We start from the raw sequence: 19,773 nt of genomic DNA, 5'->3' as shown, positions 1-19,773 counted from the left end.
CGAAACGGCATCCAATAATATGACGAATTTTTCGTAAGGGTATGCCACAGAGACAGCATCCCTGACTCCTCTCATGCGTGAGAAACAGATGTAACGATAAGGGCTCACTCCATTCGTTAGCACAGCAAACCCATTAAAGCCCTTGAGTTTTACACGTCTCTTACGATGGAAACTCAAACTCATAAGACGCGATATATCGCCCCGAGTAAATGTCAACTCGACAAATTCCCCTTCCACCTGACGAGCATCAACGTAAATAATTGCGATCGCCCTACAATCATCGATTCGATAATAGGTTTCATCCTTTGAATCACGCATCATCACAAAAATATTCAAATAAACGCCAAAAATCCGACTCGTGAAGTCTAGAGTTCCCAATTTCCGATGAAGAATTGATCGAGCGCACCACCGTCGTACGTTGTCAACAGTGGGTACCGAGCAGTTCGGTGCGCAAAACGCACAACATCGGAAATGCAACCCCACTATCACCCCCGCTCTACCTTCCGCTCAATTATTGAAAATAGATACCGACGATGCGGCTCCCCATGTTTCGGCTCATGAAAGAAAGTCCGCGAGCCAAGCGAATCCTCGGAATGAAACGCGTTTGGATGCGATTCCTTCAGAGACTTAACAAGCAAATCAATATTCTTCACGCCATCGATCGAGACGGCTATCAGGGCGACCCGCGCTTCTTCAGGGAGGCACATTTTAATTAACTCGTTTTAATTTAATGCGATTGCCGCCGAAAACGACCCGACCACCGAGCGACACCGCCTGTCCGACTGCGGCCTCGAATCGATCGACGGCAGCGTGGTCGATCAGCGGACCGACCACGGTATCCGGATCGCGAGGGTCGCCCACCTTGATCTGCCCGAATGCATCAGCCAGCAACTCGGTGAATCGGGCGGCTACTCCGCGCTGGACGATGATGCGGCGCGTGCTCGTGCAACGCCGACCCGTCGTGCCGACTATGCCAAAGGTGATCGAGCGCGCAGCCAGCTTCAGGTCGGCGGTCTCGTCAACGATGCAACCATTGTTACCCGAGCATTCGAGCATGTAGCGGCGGCCGAGTTGCCGGCCAACCAGATCCGCAACTTTGCGACCGACCCCGCTTGAGCCCGTAAACGACACGAGTGCGATACGCGAATCGGACAACAACATCCCGGCCACCTCGTTCGCAGACGGAATGAACAGCGAGAATACCCTCTCGTGTCCTTGCTCCGTCATCGCCCGGTTGGCCAGATTGAGGCCTTGGTGTACTCGATGCACCAATCCGATTAACTAACCTAGCAGCCCCCACCCTTTTCCTGCTCCATGGATTTCAGAATGACCATGGAGATAATATCGATCCGCCCATAACTTAATGAAATGGCACCACCACTCTCCAGCTCTTTCAGCTCCAACTCAAGAGTCTGCCGCGAGATCCCCAGCATCATGGCCAATGTGTCATGCGTGATATTAATGACACTCCGATCGATGGTTGACATATTTGCATCGCCATATGCCAATAGTTGAAGACGTCGAACAATCCGCGCTCTTGTAGAGCGTAAAGTAGCGTCTTCCAATAACGCATAAAGCGCGCGCATTCGACGAGCCTGCAGACGTGAGATGGCTGCTGCGAAGCCTGGCTCCAGCATCAACTTTTCGAAATCACTCTGTTTAATAACCAGGAATTCAGCTGGAGTTATAGTAGCGACATCATGACTGCGTGGCATGCCGTCAATGGACGATGCTTCTCCAAACCAGATACCAGGTCCCAGCACTGTAAGTACTGCTTCCTTGCCGCTCTCGCTCACGGTCGATGCTTTCAAGGCACCTCGCACCAAGCCGAAAAATCCGTTAGAAGCGTCGCCCTGACGAAAAACGACCTGCCTCCTGCCAATTCGATTCAAATTGCAGCACGCCAGCATTGCCCTTCGAAGCGGATAATCGATTGATCCGAACCAAGAATCCTCGGACATCCGCTGCATGATTTCAGCGCACTCTTTGTCTGTCAGCATACGACCTCCAGCAATCTCAACTAGCCGAAATCGACGTCAGCTCATGCGATGGCGGAGGCAACATCAATGGATACATAGAAGTGACAGCGGTTTTATTAAATTGAACAGCTCAACCAACGACCAGAACATCGGTATTTGAATGACAAGTAGCACCATAGTGACTCACATCCGAAATGGGCCACCTGACTATCTTGGGGTCAACTCCATAACGGAGATACTCACGGATCTTGCGAGAGTAGATAGTCGTCAAAATTCTTGCCTATAAGCCACTTTGGTGTTCGCCCACTTCCAGACCATGTCCTGCCCGTTGCCGGATCAATATACTTCGGTGAGTGCTTGAGCCGTGACTGAAAGTTATTCGCTTTCGCAAGCGCTTTGCGGATTTCAGACATCCCAATTTCGTAAGTGACCATGGTTTTAATGATCATCGAAATTGCCTCGCCAACCTCGCGCTCGCGTGCTGCCAAGACCTTCTGTTGCAGCTCGCGTTGCTGCTTGATGAGATCTAGATATCTTTCCAAGACGTCATCCTCCTGCTTTCAGACACAGAATACGGATCCCGATAAATACGTCACGCATCCCGGACGACGGCGTCGTACAATTAAAAAGCACTGTCAAAAATTGACGCGCACCGAATGCGCGCCTACCTACCGGATTGGATTCGATTGATTTGGGTCCGCATTTGTCACGGACGGCAATACCAGAGGTCACCGCCCACGGCATGCCACCCATCGGAATCTCCGTGGGTGTCACGCACGTTGCTCCGGTGACAGCCCCCGGACGTCTGACGTCAGGATCACGAATCGAACGTGATTTCCACCCTGCGATTCCGTGACCGGCCTTCCGTCGTCGCATTCGATGCGACTGGATTCGACCTGCCATACCCGCGCGCAACGAACCGCGTGGCATGGAGTCCGCGGTCTTTCAAATAGGCAACCACCGTCCTGGCGCGACGTTCCGACAAACCGAGGTTGTACGCGGCAGATCCCACACCATCGGTATAACCATTAACCGTGACGGTACCGAAGTTCGATCCTGCTTCCTCGTTTACCAATTTATCTAGCCGATCACGGCCGGCCGATGTCAGGGCGGACTGGTTGAAATCGAAAGTGGCATCGCCGCTCAATGCAAGTTTCCGTGCCACAATCGCCGGGGTCGCCGGGGTCGCCGTCTGCGTAATCGGCGGCGCAACGGAGGCCGCTACCGATGGGTCACCGCATCGGAACGTCAGTTCGCGCGTGTCCTGGCCTTTGGCATCGCCCGTCGCGTAGGGCTCCATCCCCTGCAGAACGCGCACCGGTTGCTGATTGCAAATTTCCTGCGCCTTTCGCTGGCAAACTTCCGCGCCTTCAAGCAAACCGTAGCACTCCACGCGATAGGCCTTCTCTCCATTCGGCGAATTCAACGTCCGGGCCGTGTACGTCGGACCCGATGCCGACGTACACCCTGCCAGCGCAACTACAGCGCACGCCAGCAAACCCGAGCCTGACAGCGTCATGACGCCGGACGCCAGCCAACTGGTGTTAATTGATCGTAACATCGATGTAATCTCAAGAATATCAAGAATAGTCAGTTTTACTAACTCAACCCGGCTGTGTCGGGAGTATTCGGACAGGATGATCCGGATACTCCCGTCAGCTCGTCACCACTGGTAGGAGACGCCTCCGCCGTATGTACTGCCGTCGGCGCCGATCCCTACACCGAGCTTGGCTTTCACATTGTCTGAGAACCGTACCGATACACCGATCGCGGTCGCCGAATACCCCTGATAGCTGCCCGCACCAATCCCGACAGCAATTGTCTTGCCGGGATCGACCTCCGGAATCATCGTCAGAGCCGTCGCAGCCGCTACACCGGAATATGCACGACGGGCTGCCTGGTTCACGCTCGACTGCACGCCCCAGAGCTGATTCATATTCGCCGCATCCGTACCGTTGATCCCGGGCGCGACGTTGGTCAGACGACGTTCATTGCCTGGCGTGCCAAACGACACTGTATTGGGCTCTGACGCAACGGAGTTCGCGCCGATCGCTACGGAATTCGGCGCCGACGCGGTCGAACTGTGGCCAAGCGCGGTTGAGTCGGTTCCGGATGCATTGGCTCCCTGGCCCGTTGCGGTTGAACCACTTCCCGACGCAATCGATCCCTGACCCAATGCCGCCGAGTTGGTTCCGGATGCATTCGATCCCTGGCCAAGCGCAGTTGAACTGCTGCCTGTCGCCGACGCTGCTCCGCCGACTGCCGTGCTGTTATCTCCTGACGCATTCGATCCACTGCCCAGTGACGTACCACCCACCGTCGTTGCGCGAATTCCGCCGCTGGAAACCCCTGTCGACAAGGACGCGAGGCTACTGCTTACTGTCGTTAATCCGGTAGACAGCGACGTCACATTGCTGGTCGTCGCAGTCAGGCCTGTCGACAATGAGCCCACACCGCTTTGTGTCGCACTCAACCCCGTCGACAGAGAGCTCAGACCGTTTTGCGTCGTTGACAAGGAGCTTGCCGTCGTAGTCGACAGAGATGTCAACGCCTGAGTGATCGCACTCAACTGCGATCCATTGACGGCGTCAGTCGACGTGGCGGAAATCCGGCCTGCCGCGACATTGGTAATCTGCCGTTCCGATCCTGGTGCACCAACACTTACTACACTGACCGGCGTTCCGCCTGCGAACGTGTACGTCTGACCGGCAATCACCGCACTGGCGACGGGGTTCGCTGCTGCCGTTACACTGCCGGAGCCCAACGCGACATCGCTCGGATTGTGCGCAATCGCGTTCAATCCCAACGCAACCGCACCGATACCGGCTGCTGTCGACGCGCTTCCCAACGCAACCGCACCGTTGCCTGTCGCCGAATTGGCATCACCCAACGCGACAGCACCCTGGCCGTTCGCCGAGTTGTTGGCCCCCATGGCAACTGCACCGGTGCCCGTCGCAATGTTCGGATCGCCGATCGCGACCGCCCCGTTACCGCTAGCCGTATTCGCGGCACCAATCGAAACGGCTTGACCGCCGGTCGCAAAAGCAGTCTTGCCAATTGCGACTGCATCATCTGCGCCCGCGCTCGCGCTATTGCCGATCGCCACGCTGCTTGAACCTGACGCGATCGCACTCGGGCCCACGGCGATCGAATTCACACCGAGCGCCTGACTGTCTGCTTCAGTCGAATTGGAGTGGAAATACTTCGTTCCGCCACCATTGACTGCTGTCGATAACGTACTCAATCCGGTCGACAACGAATTGACATTGCTGCTCGTGGCGGACAGTCCGGTCGACAGCGACGTCAGACCCGATGTCGTCGACGTCGACAGCGATGCGACGTTACTGTTCGTTGCACCCAGGCCGGTTGACAGCGACGTCAGGCTCGCTGCGGTCGACGTCGACAACGAAGCCACATTGCTGTTCGTTGCACCCAGGCCAGTGGACAATGAGGTCAGACTCGATGTGGTCGACGTCGACAGCGACGTCACCGCGCTGTTCGTTGTGCTCAAACCCGTCGAGGCCGACGTCGACAGCGACGTCACCTTGCTGTTCGTCGTGCTCAGGCCCGTCGAAGCCGATGTCGACAGCGACGTCACCTTGCTGTTCGTCGTGCTCAGGCCCGTCGAGGCTGACGTCGACAGTGACGTTACCGTGCTGTTCGTTGTGCTCAGGCCCGTCGACGCCGATGTCGACAGTGACGTCACAGAGCTATTCGTCGTGCTCAGGCCCGTCGAGGCCGACGTCGACAGTGACGTCACGGAGCTATTCGTCGTGCTCAGCCCCGTCGAGGCCGACGTCGACAGCGACGTCACGGAGCTATTCGTCGTGCTCAGACCCGTCGAGGCCGACGTCGACAGTGACGTCACGGAGCTATTCGTCGTGCTCAAGCCCGTCGAAGCCGACGTCGACAGCGACGTCACGGAGCTGTTCGTCGTGCTCAGACCCGTCGAAGCCGACGTCGACAGCGACGTTACCGCGCTGTTCGTTGTGCTCAGGCCCGTCGAGGCCGACGTCGACAGCGACGTCACGGAGCTATTCGTCGTGCTCAGACCCGTCGAGGCCGACGTCGACAGTGACGTCACGGAGCTATTCGTCGTGCTCAGACCCGTCGAGGCCGACGTCGACAGCGACGTCACCGTGCTGTTCGTCGTGCTCAGGCCCGTCGAAGCCGACGTCGACAGCGACGTCACAGAGCTATTCGTCGTGCTCAGCCCCGTCGAAGCCGACGTCGACAGCGACGTCACGGAGCTGTTCGTCGTGCTCAGACCTGTCGAGGCTGACGTCGACAGCGACGTCACGGAGCTATTCGTCGTGCTCAGACCTGTCGAGGCCGACGTCGACAGTGACGTCACGGAGCTATTCGTCGTGCTCAGACCCGTCGAAGCCGACGTCGACAGCGACGTCACCGTGCTGTTCGTCGTGCTCAGACCCGTCGAAGCCGACGTCGACAGCGACGTTACCGTGCTGTTCGTTGTGCTCAGGCCCGTCGAAGCCGACGTCGACAGTGACGTTACCGCGCTGTTCGTCGTGCTCAGACCCGTCGAAGCCGACGTCGACAGCGACGTCACGGAGCTATTCGTCGTGCTCAGGCCTGTCGAGGCTGACGTCGACAGTGAAGTTACCGCGCTGTTCGTCGTGCTCAGCCCCGTCGAGGCCGACGTCGACAGTGACGTCACGGAGCTATTCGTCGTGCTCAGACCCGTCGACGCCGACGTCGACAGTGACGTTACCGCGCTGTTCGTCGTGCTCAGACCCGTCGAAGCCGACGTCGACAGTGACGTCACGGAGCTATTTGTCGTGCTCAGACCCGTCGAGGCTGACGTCGACAACGACGTCACGGAGCTATTCGTCGTGCTCAGACCTGTCGAGGCCGACGTCGACAGTGACGTCACGGAGCTATTCGTCGTGCTCAGGCCTGTCGAGGCTGACGTCGACAGCGACGTTACCGCGCTGTTCGTCGTGCTCAGCCCCGTCGAAGCCGACGTCGACAGCGACGTTACCGCGCTATTTGTCGTGCTCAGGCCCGTCGAGGCCGACGTCGACAGTGACGTCACGGAGCTATTCGTCGTGCTCAGACCCGTCGAAGCCGACGTCGACAGTGACGTCACGGAGCTATTCGTCGTGCTCAGGCCTGTCGAGGCTGACGTCGACAGCGACGTTACCGCGCTGTTCGTCGTGCTCAGCCCCGTCGAGGCCGACGTCGACAGTGACGTCACGGAGCTATTCGCCGTGCTCAGGCCCGTCGAAGCCGACGTCGACAGTGACGTCACGGAGCTATTCGCCGTGCTCAGGCCCGTTGAAGCCGACGTCGACAGCGACGTTACGGAGCTATTTGTCGTGCTCAGACCCGTCGACGCCGACGTCGACAGCGACGTCACCGTGCTATTCGTCGTGCTCAGACCCGTTGACGCCGACGTCGACAGTGACGTCACGGAGCTATCTGTCGTGCTCAAGCCCGTCGAAGCCGACGTCGACAGCGACGTCACGGAGCTATTCGTCGTGCTCAGACCCGTCGACAGTGACGTAAGTGAGCTGGCGGCAGCGGTCACGGCACTTGAAGCCGTAGAGATGTTCGTGATTCCGCTCGACACCGATGTCGACAACGAATAGAGCTGGCTTCCGTTGACCGCTTCCGAGCTTGTCGCTGTCACGGCGCCTGGGGCAACACCAGACAACAGCACCCCACCCACCGGCCCCACACCTGCAACGTTGCTCATCGTCAGTACATTGCCAAGGGCACCGTCGACTCGGAAGGAAATCTGACCCGTACTGCCGTTCAAAACGATCTGGGTGTCATCGGCTGACAGACCAATCCAGTTAATCGGCGAACCAACTCCGGCCCCTCCTGTCCAGGAAGTTATGCCATTAGTGCATCCATTGCTAGGAAAAAGAACAGGATTTCCCTGACTGAAGGAATCGTGCCCGCCCTGATAGTTTGAACACAAATCCGCACTTGCGACCGTCGGAGCAGACATCGCTGGCGATGCGAAAAAACTCAGGCCAAATGCCGCAAGCGCCGCGAGTGATACCTCTCTCAATTTCGCACGAATCGGACGCTCATCATTCGTACCCGTGGCCGTTGCACCAACGCGCCCCCCATTCACGTGCTCGGAGACCGCAACCCAACTCCACGTCGCTTCACACCAGATTGTTTTATATGTTTTGTTCATTTAATTAACATACCTAATTTTTTATAATGAAATATCAAAAATTCTCGCGCGAACACAAAAATATCGCCTTTCAAACAAATAATTAGGCGATTAAATTTACCAACAACACGAACCGGAAGTTATTTCCAATAGGCGTGAAGTCCAGCCCCAAATACCCCCGCATCACCATCAATAGACAATATTAATTTTCACCAAACGAATAATCAAATTCGCCTATATGGCAGTATTTGACGGCACGCAACTTGATAAAACACTCTCAGCAAGCAACTATCACTACACAATCCGTAGCGGATTCTCAATTCGCCTCAAGTTGACTCGTACCTGGACGTACAGTCGCAAAAAACTGGATAACGCCCCGCCCTCACTACCCGAAGATGATTGATAGAAGTGGTCTGCGATGCTCTCTGGGCGCTACATACTCCGGGCGACAAGCTCACCGGCCCGTTCGCACGATTGGCAAACTGTCGCCGGGCTAGCCGTACGATGACGTAGAGCGGCTCGTGAAATCCACAGGATGGCGACCACTCTGCCGACCTATATCGAGCATCGCACTTACAGCTTCGCTCGGGAACTGACGCGAATCGTCGACTACATCCACACGCGCTCCGCAGAGTCATGGATTGACCGAATCGTTCGTGCACACCATGAACCACGATTACATCGCCCCTATGGAAAAACCGATGCGCCAATGACTCTCAGATCCAGGCACTACTACGTTCCCCACCCGCATAAAGCATTGAAATCCCGATCGAGAATTCCGACCGGCTGCAGCATCGTTAACTTATTGATTGATGCCGTGACGTCATCGGTTACAAGGGCAGAGGCAACTCCACGCCGCTGCTCCCTGCATACGCGGACCTCGTTCCAGCCCTAGACAGCACTCGATCGAAAATCGACCCAGAACCGCTCGGTCGCCACCAGATCTGGAATCTGGTGACGGACACACGGGACTTCTGTGGCTGTCATGGTTGAAATGTTGCGAATAGCAATGCACGCGAGTATCACGCCCCCGCCCCCTGCCGACCAGTGAGTTTATGAGATGCTGATATAACCTTATCTTCATATCGCGCGCACTCGTTTCGAACCTGACCGGAACGGAAGGATTGACCTGAAACGCAGGCATCCACAGCACCGCATGTCTATTGTTTACGCCACTTGAGTCTATGGATTCCTTATTGATGTGACTGCAAGATTTCTGTCATTCCAAAGGTTTCTTTTGAGCAGTGAGCCACGTCAACATCTGCGGATATCGCCGGATTCGTGCAGGTCTACCTTTATCTTACGGAAACCATACAACCCACCTCCGGACAGCCAGTGATGCTTGATCAGCCACAACAACCTCTCGGCCTCGCACTTTGGCGCACTGATCTATTTGCACTACATACTAAATAGCTGCTGCGATGTACGCCAAGGTATCAACGCATCGTGCACAAGCGAAATCAGCCGAAATGGGAAGGCATGAATGAATTCGTGCGTTGCTGTTATGACTTTGCAAAGTACGCGGCATTTCAGGATGTCGCTTTTCTCGCTCACGCCTTTGAGTTCAACCTTCAGCTACCGCATCACGAAGTTCCAGCCCGGCCCAGTATTTTTCACGACTGCCGGTCTACCTGACTTCGCTCTTCAGGTACACAGAATATGTCGTGGTGTCCAACTTCTGCACCGCATCTGCTGCCCAATGACCCCGCTCGATCACCACGATTCCCACTACGGTCAATCAGGAATAGTGGTCGGACTCTGCCTGCAAGCGAATCCCGGAGCGTATCTGCCACGCACGAACTCCGATCGCATCCACCAGCAAGGTGCACGCACTCTTCCCCGAAAGATCGGCCATCTCGTCCTGCAAACGTTGATCGACATTGACCCAATCAAGGGTGCACCGCACCAATCCCGCCCTTCCCCCCGCCATCCGCCCGGCCTGAATTTTTACGCTTGTAAAAATTTTGGACAGAGAGAATGACACCTGGAAACAGCGCGTCATCTGTCCATGCACGGCCCCTGCCAACCCTTTCGGACCCACCCAGATCGCTGACGGGAGAAAAGATGCCCACGAACCAGGATTCACGACCGAAGGCCGCATCGGATCACGGAGAATTCTCGCTAAGCGAAGTCCCGCTCGAGAAACGCACCGGATTCCTGTCCATCACGATGGTGTTGTTGAGTTTCACGTTCTTCACGGGAACGATGTTTGCCGGCGGCAAGATCGGCGTCGCGTTCGACGTCGTCAGCATGATCCAGATCGCCGTGATCGGAAACCTGTTGCTCGCCGCCTATGCGGCTTCGCTGGCGTTGATTGCGGCCCGCAGCGGCCTGAATGCGGTGTTGATGGGACGATTCTGCTTTGGCGAAGTCGGCAGCAAGCTGTCCGATTTTCTGCTGGGCTTCGCCGAACTCGGCTGGTACGCATGGGGCACCGCGACGGTGGCCATCGTCTTGGTCAAGCTGCTCGGGTGGCCGGCCTCCGTTACCACGCCGTTGATGATCCTGTTCGGCTTCGGGTTTTCGATCACGGCGATCATCGGCTATCGGGGCATGGACGTGCTGTCGCGCGTCTCGGTGCCGCTGATGTTCGTGCTTCTGATGACGTCGATGTGGATCGCCACCCGCGATATCGGCGGATGGGCCGGCCTCAAGCACATCGCGCCGTCTCATCCGATGCAGTTCTCGGCCGCCGTGACCATGGTCATCGGCACCTTTGCCAGCGGCGCCACCCAGGCAACCAACTGGACGCGCCTCGCACGCAGCGCGCGCAGCGCCGTGTCGGCCAGCCTGATCGGATTCTTCGCGGGCAACGGCCTGATGATCATCGCGGGCGCGTACTGTGCGATCGTCTATCAGCAAGCGGATATCGTCGAAGTGATGATGCTGCAGGGCCTGTCGATCGCGGCGGTCGTGATGCTGTGCCTCAACCTGTGGACCATCCAGGGGCCGACGATGTACAACGTCGCGGCCGCCGGATGCCACCTGCTGCGCACCGAACGGCGTCGCACGCTCGTCCTCGTGGGCGCGGCGATCGGCATCGTGCTCGCGGTCGGCGGAATGTACGAGTTGCTGATTCCGTTCCTGGTGCTGCTCGGCTCGATCATTCCTCCGGTCGGCGGCGTGATCATGGCGGACTACTGGTACCGCCATCGCGGGAAATACCCGCCGCTTGCCACCGCGCGCCTTCCGCGCTTCAATCTGGTGGGTCTGGCCGCCTACGCGATCGGCGCGATCCTCGCCTACACGTCGCCGTGGATCGCGCCGATCGTCGGCATCGCGGCGTCCGCCGGCGCGTACGTCGTGCTGCTGCAGATTGCCCGTGCGCTGTCGCGCGAACCGTCCGTCCAGGGCGAATGATTCCGCCGAGCGCCGTCCCGGTCCCCCGAACAACAGGAGCTTTCATGAAAATCGTCAATGCGAAATTGCGCGGCCGTAGCGGCCTCTTCACGATCGACATCGATGCGGACACGATTCGCGGCATCGACCTCCAGCCGTCGCCGCTGACGCCACAAGGTGACGACGTCATCGATGCAGGCAGCAATCTCGTCATCCCGCCGCTGGTCGAGCCGCACATTCATCTGGATGCGACGCTGACCGCCGGCGAACCCGAGTGGAACATGAGCGGCACGCTGTTCGAAGGCATCGAGCGGTGGGGGCAACGCAAGGCCACCATCACGCACGACGATACGAAAGCCCGCGCCCACACCACGATCGGGATGTTGCGCGACAACGGCATCCAGCACGTGCGCACGCATGTGGACGTCACCGATCACACGCTTGCCGCATTGAAGGCGATGCTCGAGGTCAGGGACGAGGCGCGCGACCTGATCGATCTGCAGATCGTCGCGTTCCCTCAGGAGGGCATCGAATCGTTCGAGAACGGACGCGCGCTGATGGAGCGCGCGATCGAGATGGGCGCCGACGTCGTCGGCGGCATTCCGCATTTCGAGAACACCCGCGACCAGGGCGTGAGCTCCATCAAGTTCCTGATGGATCTCGCGGAACGCAAGGGCTGCCTGGTCGATGTCCATTGCGACGAAACCGACGATCCGCACTCACGCTTCCTGGAGGTGCTCGCGGAAGAAGCGCGGGTTCGCGGGATGGGCACGCGCGTCACCGCCAGCCACACGACCGCCATGGGTTCCTACGACAACGCGTACTGCTCGAAGCTGTTCCGCTTGCTGAAGCGCTCGGAAATCCATTTTGTTTCGTGTCCGACCGAAAGCATCCACCTGCAGGGGCGTTTCGACACCTTTCCGAAACGACGCGGCATTACGCGGGTGGCAGAACTCGATCGCGCCGGCATCAACGTGTGCTTCGGACAGGATTCGATCAAGGATCCGTGGTATCCGATCGGCAACGGCAACATCCTGCGCATCCTCGACGTCGGCCTGCACGTATGCCACATGCTCGGTTACGAAGACCTGCAGCGATGCCTCGACTTCGTCACGGAGCACAGCGCCAACGCGATGTCGCTGGGCGATCGTTATGGCATCGCCGTCGGGCGGCCGGCCAATCTGCTGATCCTCGACGCGGATTGCGACTACGAAGTGGTTCGCAAGCAAGCCAAGGTGCACATGTCGCTTCGCGCCGGGAAGGTCATCATGCAGCGCGCGCCTGAACGCATCACCTATCCGGACGCGAACAAGCATTGAGCGGGCGACGATCCCGGTCCGACCTGCAGGTGGAAGACATGGCGACGAACCCATCCGAGCCGACTGCCGGAACGCCCGCCCGGCCCCATGGCCGGCGCGAAGCGCTGCGCGACACGCTCGAGGCGGCCATTCTCGCCGCGGCCGAGGAATCGTTTTCCACTTACGGATTCGAAGGGAGCTCCGTTACGACGATCGCCGCGGCCGCCGGCTTGTCGAAGCAGAACCTGATGTACTACTTCCCGACGAAGCTGGCGCTCTACAAGCGCGTGCTGGATGACGTATTGCGGGACTGGCTCGGCAGGATGCGGGAGTTTGCGGCGCCCGATCGAGAGCCCGCGGAAGCCATGTCGGCCTACATCCGGGCCAAGCTCGAATTCTCCAGAAATCGCCCGCACGGATCGCGGGTGTTTGCGCTGGAGATCATCGGCGGCGCGAAGACTTACGGAAAGGAAATTCGCAAGCAACTGATTCCGGTGTTGCGCGACGACATCCGGGTGCTCGAACGCTGGATCGATGCCGGCAAGGTCAGGCCGGTCGATGCGGAGCATCTGTTCTTCCTGATCTGGGCAGCCACGCAGGCGTATGCGGATTTCGCGCCCCAGATGCTGCTGGTGCTCGGCAAGCGCACGCTGGGTAGCGACGATTTCGACGCGGCTTACCGCACCATCTCGGACCTGGTGCTCAAGGCCCTGATCACCAACGACGGCATGACGAAATGACGAATTGACCGCCTCCATCGCGAGGTCGGTCATGCAACAGCGGCCCGGCGCCCTCGGCGTTCGTCGAGCCGTGCGGGATGAAGTCGCGATGATGCGCGCTTCGTCGCCGTTCGCTCGCCGCTCGCTTCATCGAGGCTCGCCGGGGAATCGCCGGTCAGTCGTTGTGCTTGTGGCGCTTCTTGTGCTTGTTGCCGTGGTAATGGTCGTTGGAACGCGAGTTGTTGCGCGACACGTGGCCGCCCAGCGCCGCACCCGCACCGCCGCCCACCGCGGCGCCGACGAGGCTGCCGGTCGTGCCGCCCATCGCGTTGCCCGCAGCGGCGCCCGCGCCGCCGCCCAACGCGCCGCCGACGACCGCGCCCGTGCGTTCGCGCTTGTTCGACGTCACCGCGCCGCCTGCGCCGCCGCCCACCGCGCCGCCGATGATGGCGCCCGTGCTGCCGCCGACCGCATGGCCGACCGCCGCGCCGGCGACACCGCCGAGCGCGCCGCCCAGTGCGTTGTTCGTGTCACTGGCCATCGCAGGCAGCGACGCCACTGCCGTCGCGCCAACCACCACTGCCATCCCGACCCATTTCTTCAGCATCTGCCTGCCCTCTTCAAATTCCGAGATATCGAGCGGCGAATTTAGCATTTTTCCGGAAAGCCCATCGTAATGAACGGTTAAATCGGGCGATTTCCTGGCCGGAATCAGCCGCTACGCGCCAATGGCATCTCATGAACCGCCGGCACGAAACGACGCCGGCGCGCATAAAAAAAGCCCGCACGAAGCGGGCCGGGGATACGAATCCGGATAACACGATATCGAAATACGCTCGCGCCCCCGTCGCTGAAACGCCGGCCAATCCGTCGCCGTTACCGCGCGCAAGCCCGGATCGGCCCGTGCCGGAGCGTCAATACGGCGGATTGACGACGACGTACTGCGTCCCCTGTGCCCGATACCAGGTGCCGCCGCATTGCTGGTACACCATGCCGCCATAGTTCACGGGCACGCAGTTCGGCGGCACCGACCGGACGATGGAGCCCACCACCGCCGACGTGACCGCCACGGTCGCGGTCACGGCAGCCGCGGTGGCAACGGGGTGATCGTTGTCCCAGCCGTTGTGCGTGTCGACGTCCGCATGGACATTGACGCTGTGGTTCACGTTCACGTTGACGTTGTTGACGCTCGTGCTGCGAACGTTGCGCGTACGTGAATCGACGTGCGTGTTGCTCACGTGCGTGCGGTCGCGCGATACGCGCGTGTCGTCGTGCCGCGCGGCGAACGCGATACCCGGCGCCGTGCCGATCAGGCAGACGGCCAGCAACGCGGAAAGGATACGGGTGGCCTTTGGCATGTGCGTAGTCTTCATCTGCTTACCCCTTGTTCGCGGCGACCGGGGCGAGATCGATCCGCTTCGCACCGGCAGGAGGCTGGAACCTGAACGCCGAGTCGCCGAACGTCGGAGGCGACGTCCAGTTCAGGATCGACACGGACTGCGGGCGCGCGTCGTCGTCGCGCCGCGTGATCACGATCTTGCGAGGCACGGGGTTCGCGCCGGCGCTGATCCAGATCTGCCAGTCGAGACCCTTCTGGCGGAACGCGTAGTGATCGCACGGATCGGTACCGATGTATTCCCGGCCCGCATACAGCGCCGATTCGAACTGGTCGGTGCGCGCTTCGCCGGCCGCCCAGACGAACAGGTCGGACAACGGCAATTCCACGCCGTACTTGTCGCGCAGTATGCCGATCAGATCGGCGAGCGTGCCGTCGAACGGGACAGTCGAATAGTACTTTTGTGCCGGCGAATAAAGCGTCACGGTCTTGCCGTCGACGATGATCTCGCGCTTGTTGCCGGCGCCGGTCATGACGGCACGCAACCGGTGCGGACGATCCACGTCGAGCACCGCGGAGGCGCTGTGCTGAAGCTTCTGGCCGTCCTGCAGCACGCTCTCGCCGGTGAGTTCGGTCGATACGCTGAAGCGACCCAGCGAATGCAGATACGCGCCCATGGCCTTGAGTGCGTCGACCGCGGCGGGGTCGACCGCGTTGTCGACGTTGTTCGCGGCAGCCGGCGCCGATGCCTGCGCAAACACAGGCGGCGCGGCAAGTGCCGCGGCCAGCATGACCACGCATGAAATCCTGCTTTTCATTTTGTACTCCTTAAATATCGGCGAGAAGCGACGGAAACGCGGATTCCGCGTTCGCGCGCTACTCGGACGGCGTGAGGTCGAAAATCCGGATGCCTTCGGCAAGCTCGATGACGTTTCGCCATGCCTGCCGTTCGATCGCACCGCGAACGTCCGACAGCCCGCCTTCCCACAATTCGCTCATGGTCGCGCGCGAGAACTCGTAATCCTTGAAGTCGGATGAACGCGTGTTGTGGCGATTCGTAAAGTGCACGAGCGCGACGGCGCCGCGCTTGCTGATCCCGGCGAGCCGCTGCACGTCGGGATCGGAGCGGAGTTCCTCCGGCAGTTTGTCGAGCACCCGGCGCAGCGACCCGCGCAGTTCCTCGAGTTCCCTGATTCGAGCCGAACCGAACCGGGCCTTGCTCGCGTACTGGATGTCCTTCATCCGCTCCTGAACTTCACTGAGGCTTTGCGGCAACGCCCCCGCACCGCTGAACAGGTCGACCTGCACGATCAGCGCGCTGTTCCGGTAACCCTCGTCGACGACATGCCACAGCGGGGTATTCGACGAGATACCACCGTCCCAATACCACTCGCCGTCGATCTGCACCGGCGGGAAACCCGGCGGCAGCGCACCGCTGGCCATCACGTGCGCGGGGCCGATGGGGGTCCGCTCGTTGTCGAAAAAAACCGTCGCGCCCGTGCGCACGTTGACCGCGCCCAGCGACAACCGGACCTGCCGGCTGTTGATGAGATCGAAATCGACCAGCTCCTCGAGCGTGGCCTTCAATGGCCGCGTGTCGTACAGGCTCAACGCGCCGGGATCGTTGAATCGCCCGATGACGGGAGGTGCGACGCGCGGCACGAAAAAGCCCGGTACGCCCAGCGCGATCGACTGTGCGGCACTCATCGCGTTCAGATAGGGCCGCATCGCATCGAACGAAGCGGGATGCATGAAGGCCGTGCGTTCCGACGCGCGCGTCCAGAACTCCCGCAAGCGCTCGACGCGCCGCTCCGGCGGGTTGCCGGCAATCAACGCGGCATTGATGGCCCCGATCGAAATACCCGCCACCCAGTCCGGCTTGAAACCCAATGAAGCGATGCCGTCGAATACGCCCGCCTGATAGGCACCCAGCGCGCCGCCGCCCTGAAGCACGAGGACCCTGCGGTCGAATCGGCCGAGCCTTTCCGTCAGGTCTGCCGGCAAACTGCCAATTCCGCTTTGCGTCACGCCATATCCCCTTTCTGGTCGAATCGATGAGAAATATTACGTTGCGCGCCATGGCATCGCGGCTCGGAAATTTCCGGAAATCGCCGGGAAATTTCCCGATACACCACGCGTGCGGATAATGCGTCCGGGAATTGCGTATTCTGCACCATCAACTGGTGCGAATTCGATTGCAAAATCTGCATGGCTCGCAGGCCGATCCGGAACGACGACATACGACACCGTCCCCGACCACGTATCCAGTTCGATCGCGGCCGGCTCCGACGCATCAGCCCCCAATCCGCCATCATCGCGACGCGAACATGGACGCGATATCCGATCCGTTATGAAGTCCGCCGCGCAAGGCCCGCTCGCACGGCCTCGGTTATCCACTCGATTGACGACCGAAATATCGCTGCGTATACATCGAAACACGATCATCCTCACCGGCAGCCTGCATGTCCCGACACGTCATCGACGCCCATCTCCTGAAGACCCTTCACACGCTCATCACCGAATCGAGCGTCTCGCGCACCGCCCTGCTGCTCGGACAATCGCAGCCGACCATCAGCGTCGCGCTACGCCGGCTGCGCGCAATCACCGGCGATCCGCTGCTGGTGCGGAGCGGCAGCCGGATGGTGCCGACCAGTCACGCGATGACGCTCGTCGAGCCGCTCGACCAGGCGCTCGCCGGCATCGCGGCCGTGCTGAATCCAGCAAGCAAGTTCGACCCCGCCACGACGCGTCGCACGTTCCGCATCGGCTCGCCCGACTATCTCGACGTGTTCTTCCTTCCCGCGATCGTCGACGCGTTCAAGCACGAGGCGCCGGGCGCGCGCATCGAGTTCCAGCACCTGATGACGGTGGACGGCGGATACGAACACGCGCTCGAAAGCGGCGCGCTCGATCTGGCGGTCGGCAACTGGAGCACACCTGCCCAGCAATTGCATCTGCAGCCGCTGTGCCGGGACGATCTCGTGTGCCTGATGCGCGACGATCACCGGATCAAGCGCGGCCGGCTCACCGCCGACGTCTACCGGGAAGCGGAACATCTCGGCGTGACCACGCATCACGCGACGGGGCTCGGCACGATCGACCGGGAACTCGCGCGCGGCGGCCTGTCGAGAAACGTCACGACGACGATGCCCTACTTCGGCATGGCGCCTTATGTGCTGATGCGCTCGAACCTGCTGTTCACGACGACACGCACGCTCGCGATGCATTTCTGCAGCCTGCTGCCGCTGCGCATCGAACCGCTTCCGTGCGAACCGCAGGCACTGAGCTATTACCAGCTCTGGCACGACCGCACGCATCGCAGCGCCGCCGCCATCTGGCTGCGGCGGCTCGTGTCGGGCGTCGCGAAGAAGCTGGTGCCGGAAAACGCAGGCGACAGGCGGTGAAACGCAGGCGGTAAAAAGCAAAAAAGCCGCGAGCAAATGCTCGCGGCGACGAACGGACGGGCCCACGCATATCGTGCGGGCCGCGTCCGCGACAGGGGTCGGTCAGCGAAGGGGCTGCCTGTCGAAGGCGCACCTGGAAAAGCGCCATTTCAGGGACCGCGCGCATGCGCGCGGCTATAAGGCTAGGTCGATGCGCCAGCAGTCATCGCCTTCAGCAGCGCGGCCTTTTCCGCCGTCGCCGCATCGAGCAGCGCAAAACCCGTGATGCGCCCCGACTCGGGATCCGAGCACAGCGCGCGCGTCGCGCGCGGCGCATCGCCGACTCCGATCTCGGTGGTCCAGCGACCACCGTCGTCCGCCGTCACGACGACGGCTGGAATGGCCGGCGTCTTCACCACGACCGGCATCACCGGAAAATCCACCCGTGCCGGCGTGCCCCGCAAGCACTGAGCCAGTGCGCGCGCCGCGTGCATGATGGGCAGCACGTAGGGGCGCACACGCCCGTCGATCGCCGCGCAGTCGCCCAGCGCGAAAATGTCCGGCGCGCTGGTGCGGCACCACGCGTCGGTCACGATCCCGTCCGCGACATCGAGCGCCGCCTCTCGCGCGAGCGCGGTTCGCGGCACGAGCCCGATCGCCGAGATCACGAGGTCCGCGTCGAGGCTCGCGCCATCCGTCAGCGCAAGCCGGTATCCGCGCACGAGACGGGCGATCGAGCGCACGCCCGCGCCGAGCCGAAGCTGTACGCCCGCGTCGCGCAGCCCATGCGCGAACACTTGTCCGGCCTCCGGCGGCAGCAGCCGCGACAGCGGTGCGTCGGCTGGATCGATCACGGTGACCGTCAGCCCCGCCGCGACCAGATCGTTCGCGAACTCGCAACCGATGAGGCCCGCGCCGAGGATCGCGACCGATCGACAGTCGCGCAGTGCGCTGCGAAGCCGCGCGTAGTCGGCCAGGTCGTTGACCGACAGCACGTCGGCCGCGCCATCGCCTTCGCAGGGCACGCGCCGCGCATCCGCGCCGGTGGCGAGGACCAGCGCGCGATAGCGCAGCACCCGCGCGTCGTCGAGCACGATCTCATGCGCGTCCACGCGAATCCGCCGCACCGCGCACTGCGTCCAGATGGACGCGCGCAGTTGATCCGCCATCGTCGCCGCGTCGGACATCGCAAGCTGCTCGGGTGTCTTGCGCTGCGCGAGCGCGTTCGACAGCGCCGGCTTCGAATAGAAGCTGCCGTCGTCCCGGCTGATCATCACGAGCGGCGTCTCGCCGTCGAGCTTGCGCCACTCGCGCGCCACGGTATAACCCGCGAGGCCCGTGCCGACGATGACGACGGGATCGCGCCGGTTCTCCGACGTTTCAAGTGTGCTCATGCGGCCACCACCTGCATGTCGAAATCGTGCTTGCCGGTCGCGCAGTCCGGACACATCCAGTCGTCGGGCACGTCTTCCCAGCGCGTGCCGGCCGCGATCCCGTACTGCGGCAAGCCCTCGGCCTCGTCATATCGAAACCCGCAGATCACGCATTCCCAGATCTTCATCGTGTTC

15 protein-coding genes are annotated in these 19,773 nt (G+C 60.7%); 4 read left to right on the top strand and 11 right to left on the bottom strand.

All coding sequences use genetic code 11. The annotated features are described in order from the left end of the window. Window positions 1-708: 708 nt before the first annotated feature. From H3H55_RS21010 to H3H55_RS20990, 5 genes are all read right to left on the bottom strand, one after another. Window positions 709-1,227 carry an aldehyde dehydrogenase family protein gene (locus tag H3H55_RS21010; protein ID WP_193100048.1) on the bottom strand — a complete coding sequence of 173 codons (519 nt, stop codon included), beginning with the start codon at window positions 1,225-1,227 and terminating at the stop codon, window positions 709-711. 59 nt (window positions 1,228-1,286) lie between these two features. Further along, window positions 1,287-2,000 carry a Crp/Fnr family transcriptional regulator gene (locus H3H55_RS21005; RefSeq protein ID WP_226800335.1) on the bottom strand — a complete coding sequence of 238 codons (714 nt, stop codon included), beginning with the start codon at window positions 1,998-2,000 and terminating at the stop codon, window positions 1,287-1,289. Window positions 2,001-2,218: 218 nt separating this feature from the next. After that, window positions 2,219-2,521, bottom strand: a complete 303-nt coding sequence (locus H3H55_RS21000; protein WP_193100047.1) for an H-NS histone family protein — start codon at window positions 2,519-2,521, stop codon at window positions 2,219-2,221. Window positions 2,522-2,796: 275 nt separating this feature from the next. Beyond that, window positions 2,797-3,405, bottom strand: coding sequence for an OmpA family protein (locus H3H55_RS20995; protein ID WP_226800334.1), 609 nt, complete (start codon window positions 3,403-3,405; stop codon window positions 2,797-2,799). 237 nt (window positions 3,406-3,642) lie between these two features. After that, entirely contained in the window at window positions 3,643-8,151 is a 4,509-nt protein-coding gene (locus H3H55_RS20990; RefSeq protein ID WP_413463987.1) for a YadA-like family protein, read from the bottom strand. A gap of 2,043 nt (window positions 8,152-10,194) precedes the next feature. Between H3H55_RS20990 and codB the strand changes: the two genes are divergently transcribed. From codB to H3H55_RS20970, 3 genes are read left to right on the top strand one after another with little or no spacing between them, the layout of a single operon-like run. Beyond that, the gene (gene codB / locus H3H55_RS20980; protein ID WP_193100045.1) at window positions 10,195-11,490 is read left to right on the top strand and encodes a cytosine permease; all 1,296 of its coding nucleotides are present in this window, start codon (window positions 10,195-10,197) and stop codon (window positions 11,488-11,490) included. A gap of 44 nt (window positions 11,491-11,534) precedes the next feature. Next, complete coding sequence (codA, locus tag H3H55_RS20975) at window positions 11,535-12,788, top strand: cytosine deaminase (RefSeq protein ID WP_193100044.1); 1,254 nt, start codon at window positions 11,535-11,537, stop codon at window positions 12,786-12,788. A 38-nt stretch (window positions 12,789-12,826) separates the two neighbouring features. Beyond that, the gene (locus H3H55_RS20970; RefSeq protein WP_193100043.1) at window positions 12,827-13,507 is read left to right on the top strand and encodes a TetR/AcrR family transcriptional regulator; all 681 of its coding nucleotides are present in this window, start codon (window positions 12,827-12,829) and stop codon (window positions 13,505-13,507) included. Window positions 13,508-13,661: 154 nt separating this feature from the next. Here the strand turns inward: H3H55_RS20970 and H3H55_RS20965 are convergent, their stop codons facing one another. The 4 genes from H3H55_RS20965 to H3H55_RS20950 form a co-directional block, all read right to left on the bottom strand. Then, complete coding sequence (locus H3H55_RS20965) at window positions 13,662-14,093, bottom strand: hypothetical protein (RefSeq protein ID WP_193100042.1); 432 nt, start codon at window positions 14,091-14,093, stop codon at window positions 13,662-13,664. A 307-nt stretch (window positions 14,094-14,400) separates the two neighbouring features. Next, window positions 14,401-14,844, bottom strand: coding sequence for a hypothetical protein (locus H3H55_RS20960; protein ID WP_226800333.1), 444 nt, complete (start codon window positions 14,842-14,844; stop codon window positions 14,401-14,403). Window positions 14,845-14,863: 19 nt separating this feature from the next. Then, a complete protein-coding gene (locus tag H3H55_RS20955; protein ID WP_193100041.1) occupies window positions 14,864-15,640 on the bottom strand; it encodes a DUF2092 domain-containing protein in 777 nt (258 codons plus the stop codon). A gap of 58 nt (window positions 15,641-15,698) precedes the next feature. Then, entirely contained in the window at window positions 15,699-16,850 is a 1,152-nt protein-coding gene (locus tag H3H55_RS20950) for a patatin-like phospholipase family protein (protein ID WP_319022310.1), read from the bottom strand. A gap of 434 nt (window positions 16,851-17,284) precedes the next feature. Between H3H55_RS20950 and H3H55_RS20945 the strand changes: the two genes are divergently transcribed. Further along, window positions 17,285-18,226, top strand: coding sequence for a LysR substrate-binding domain-containing protein (locus H3H55_RS20945; RefSeq protein WP_193100040.1), 942 nt, complete (start codon window positions 17,285-17,287; stop codon window positions 18,224-18,226). A 182-nt stretch (window positions 18,227-18,408) separates the two neighbouring features. On the opposite strand, the gene H3H55_RS20940 is transcribed toward H3H55_RS20945, so the two are convergent. Further along, window positions 18,409-19,599, bottom strand: a complete 1,191-nt coding sequence (locus H3H55_RS20940) for an NAD(P)/FAD-dependent oxidoreductase (protein WP_193100039.1) — start codon at window positions 19,597-19,599, stop codon at window positions 18,409-18,411. Further along, window positions 19,596-19,766, bottom strand: a complete 171-nt coding sequence (locus tag H3H55_RS20935; protein ID WP_193100038.1) for a rubredoxin — start codon at window positions 19,764-19,766, stop codon at window positions 19,596-19,598. Before H3H55_RS20935 ends, H3H55_RS20940 begins: the two co-directional genes overlap by 4 nt. Window positions 19,767-19,773: the final 7 nt, after the last annotated feature.

Source organism: Burkholderia sp. Z1 (assembly GCF_014893795.1).
Classification (GTDB): Bacteria; Pseudomonadota; Gammaproteobacteria; order Burkholderiales; family Burkholderiaceae; genus Burkholderia; species Burkholderia theae.
The sequence above is the reverse complement of the archived record's forward strand: the minus strand, read 5'-3'. Positions and strand labels throughout refer to the sequence as shown.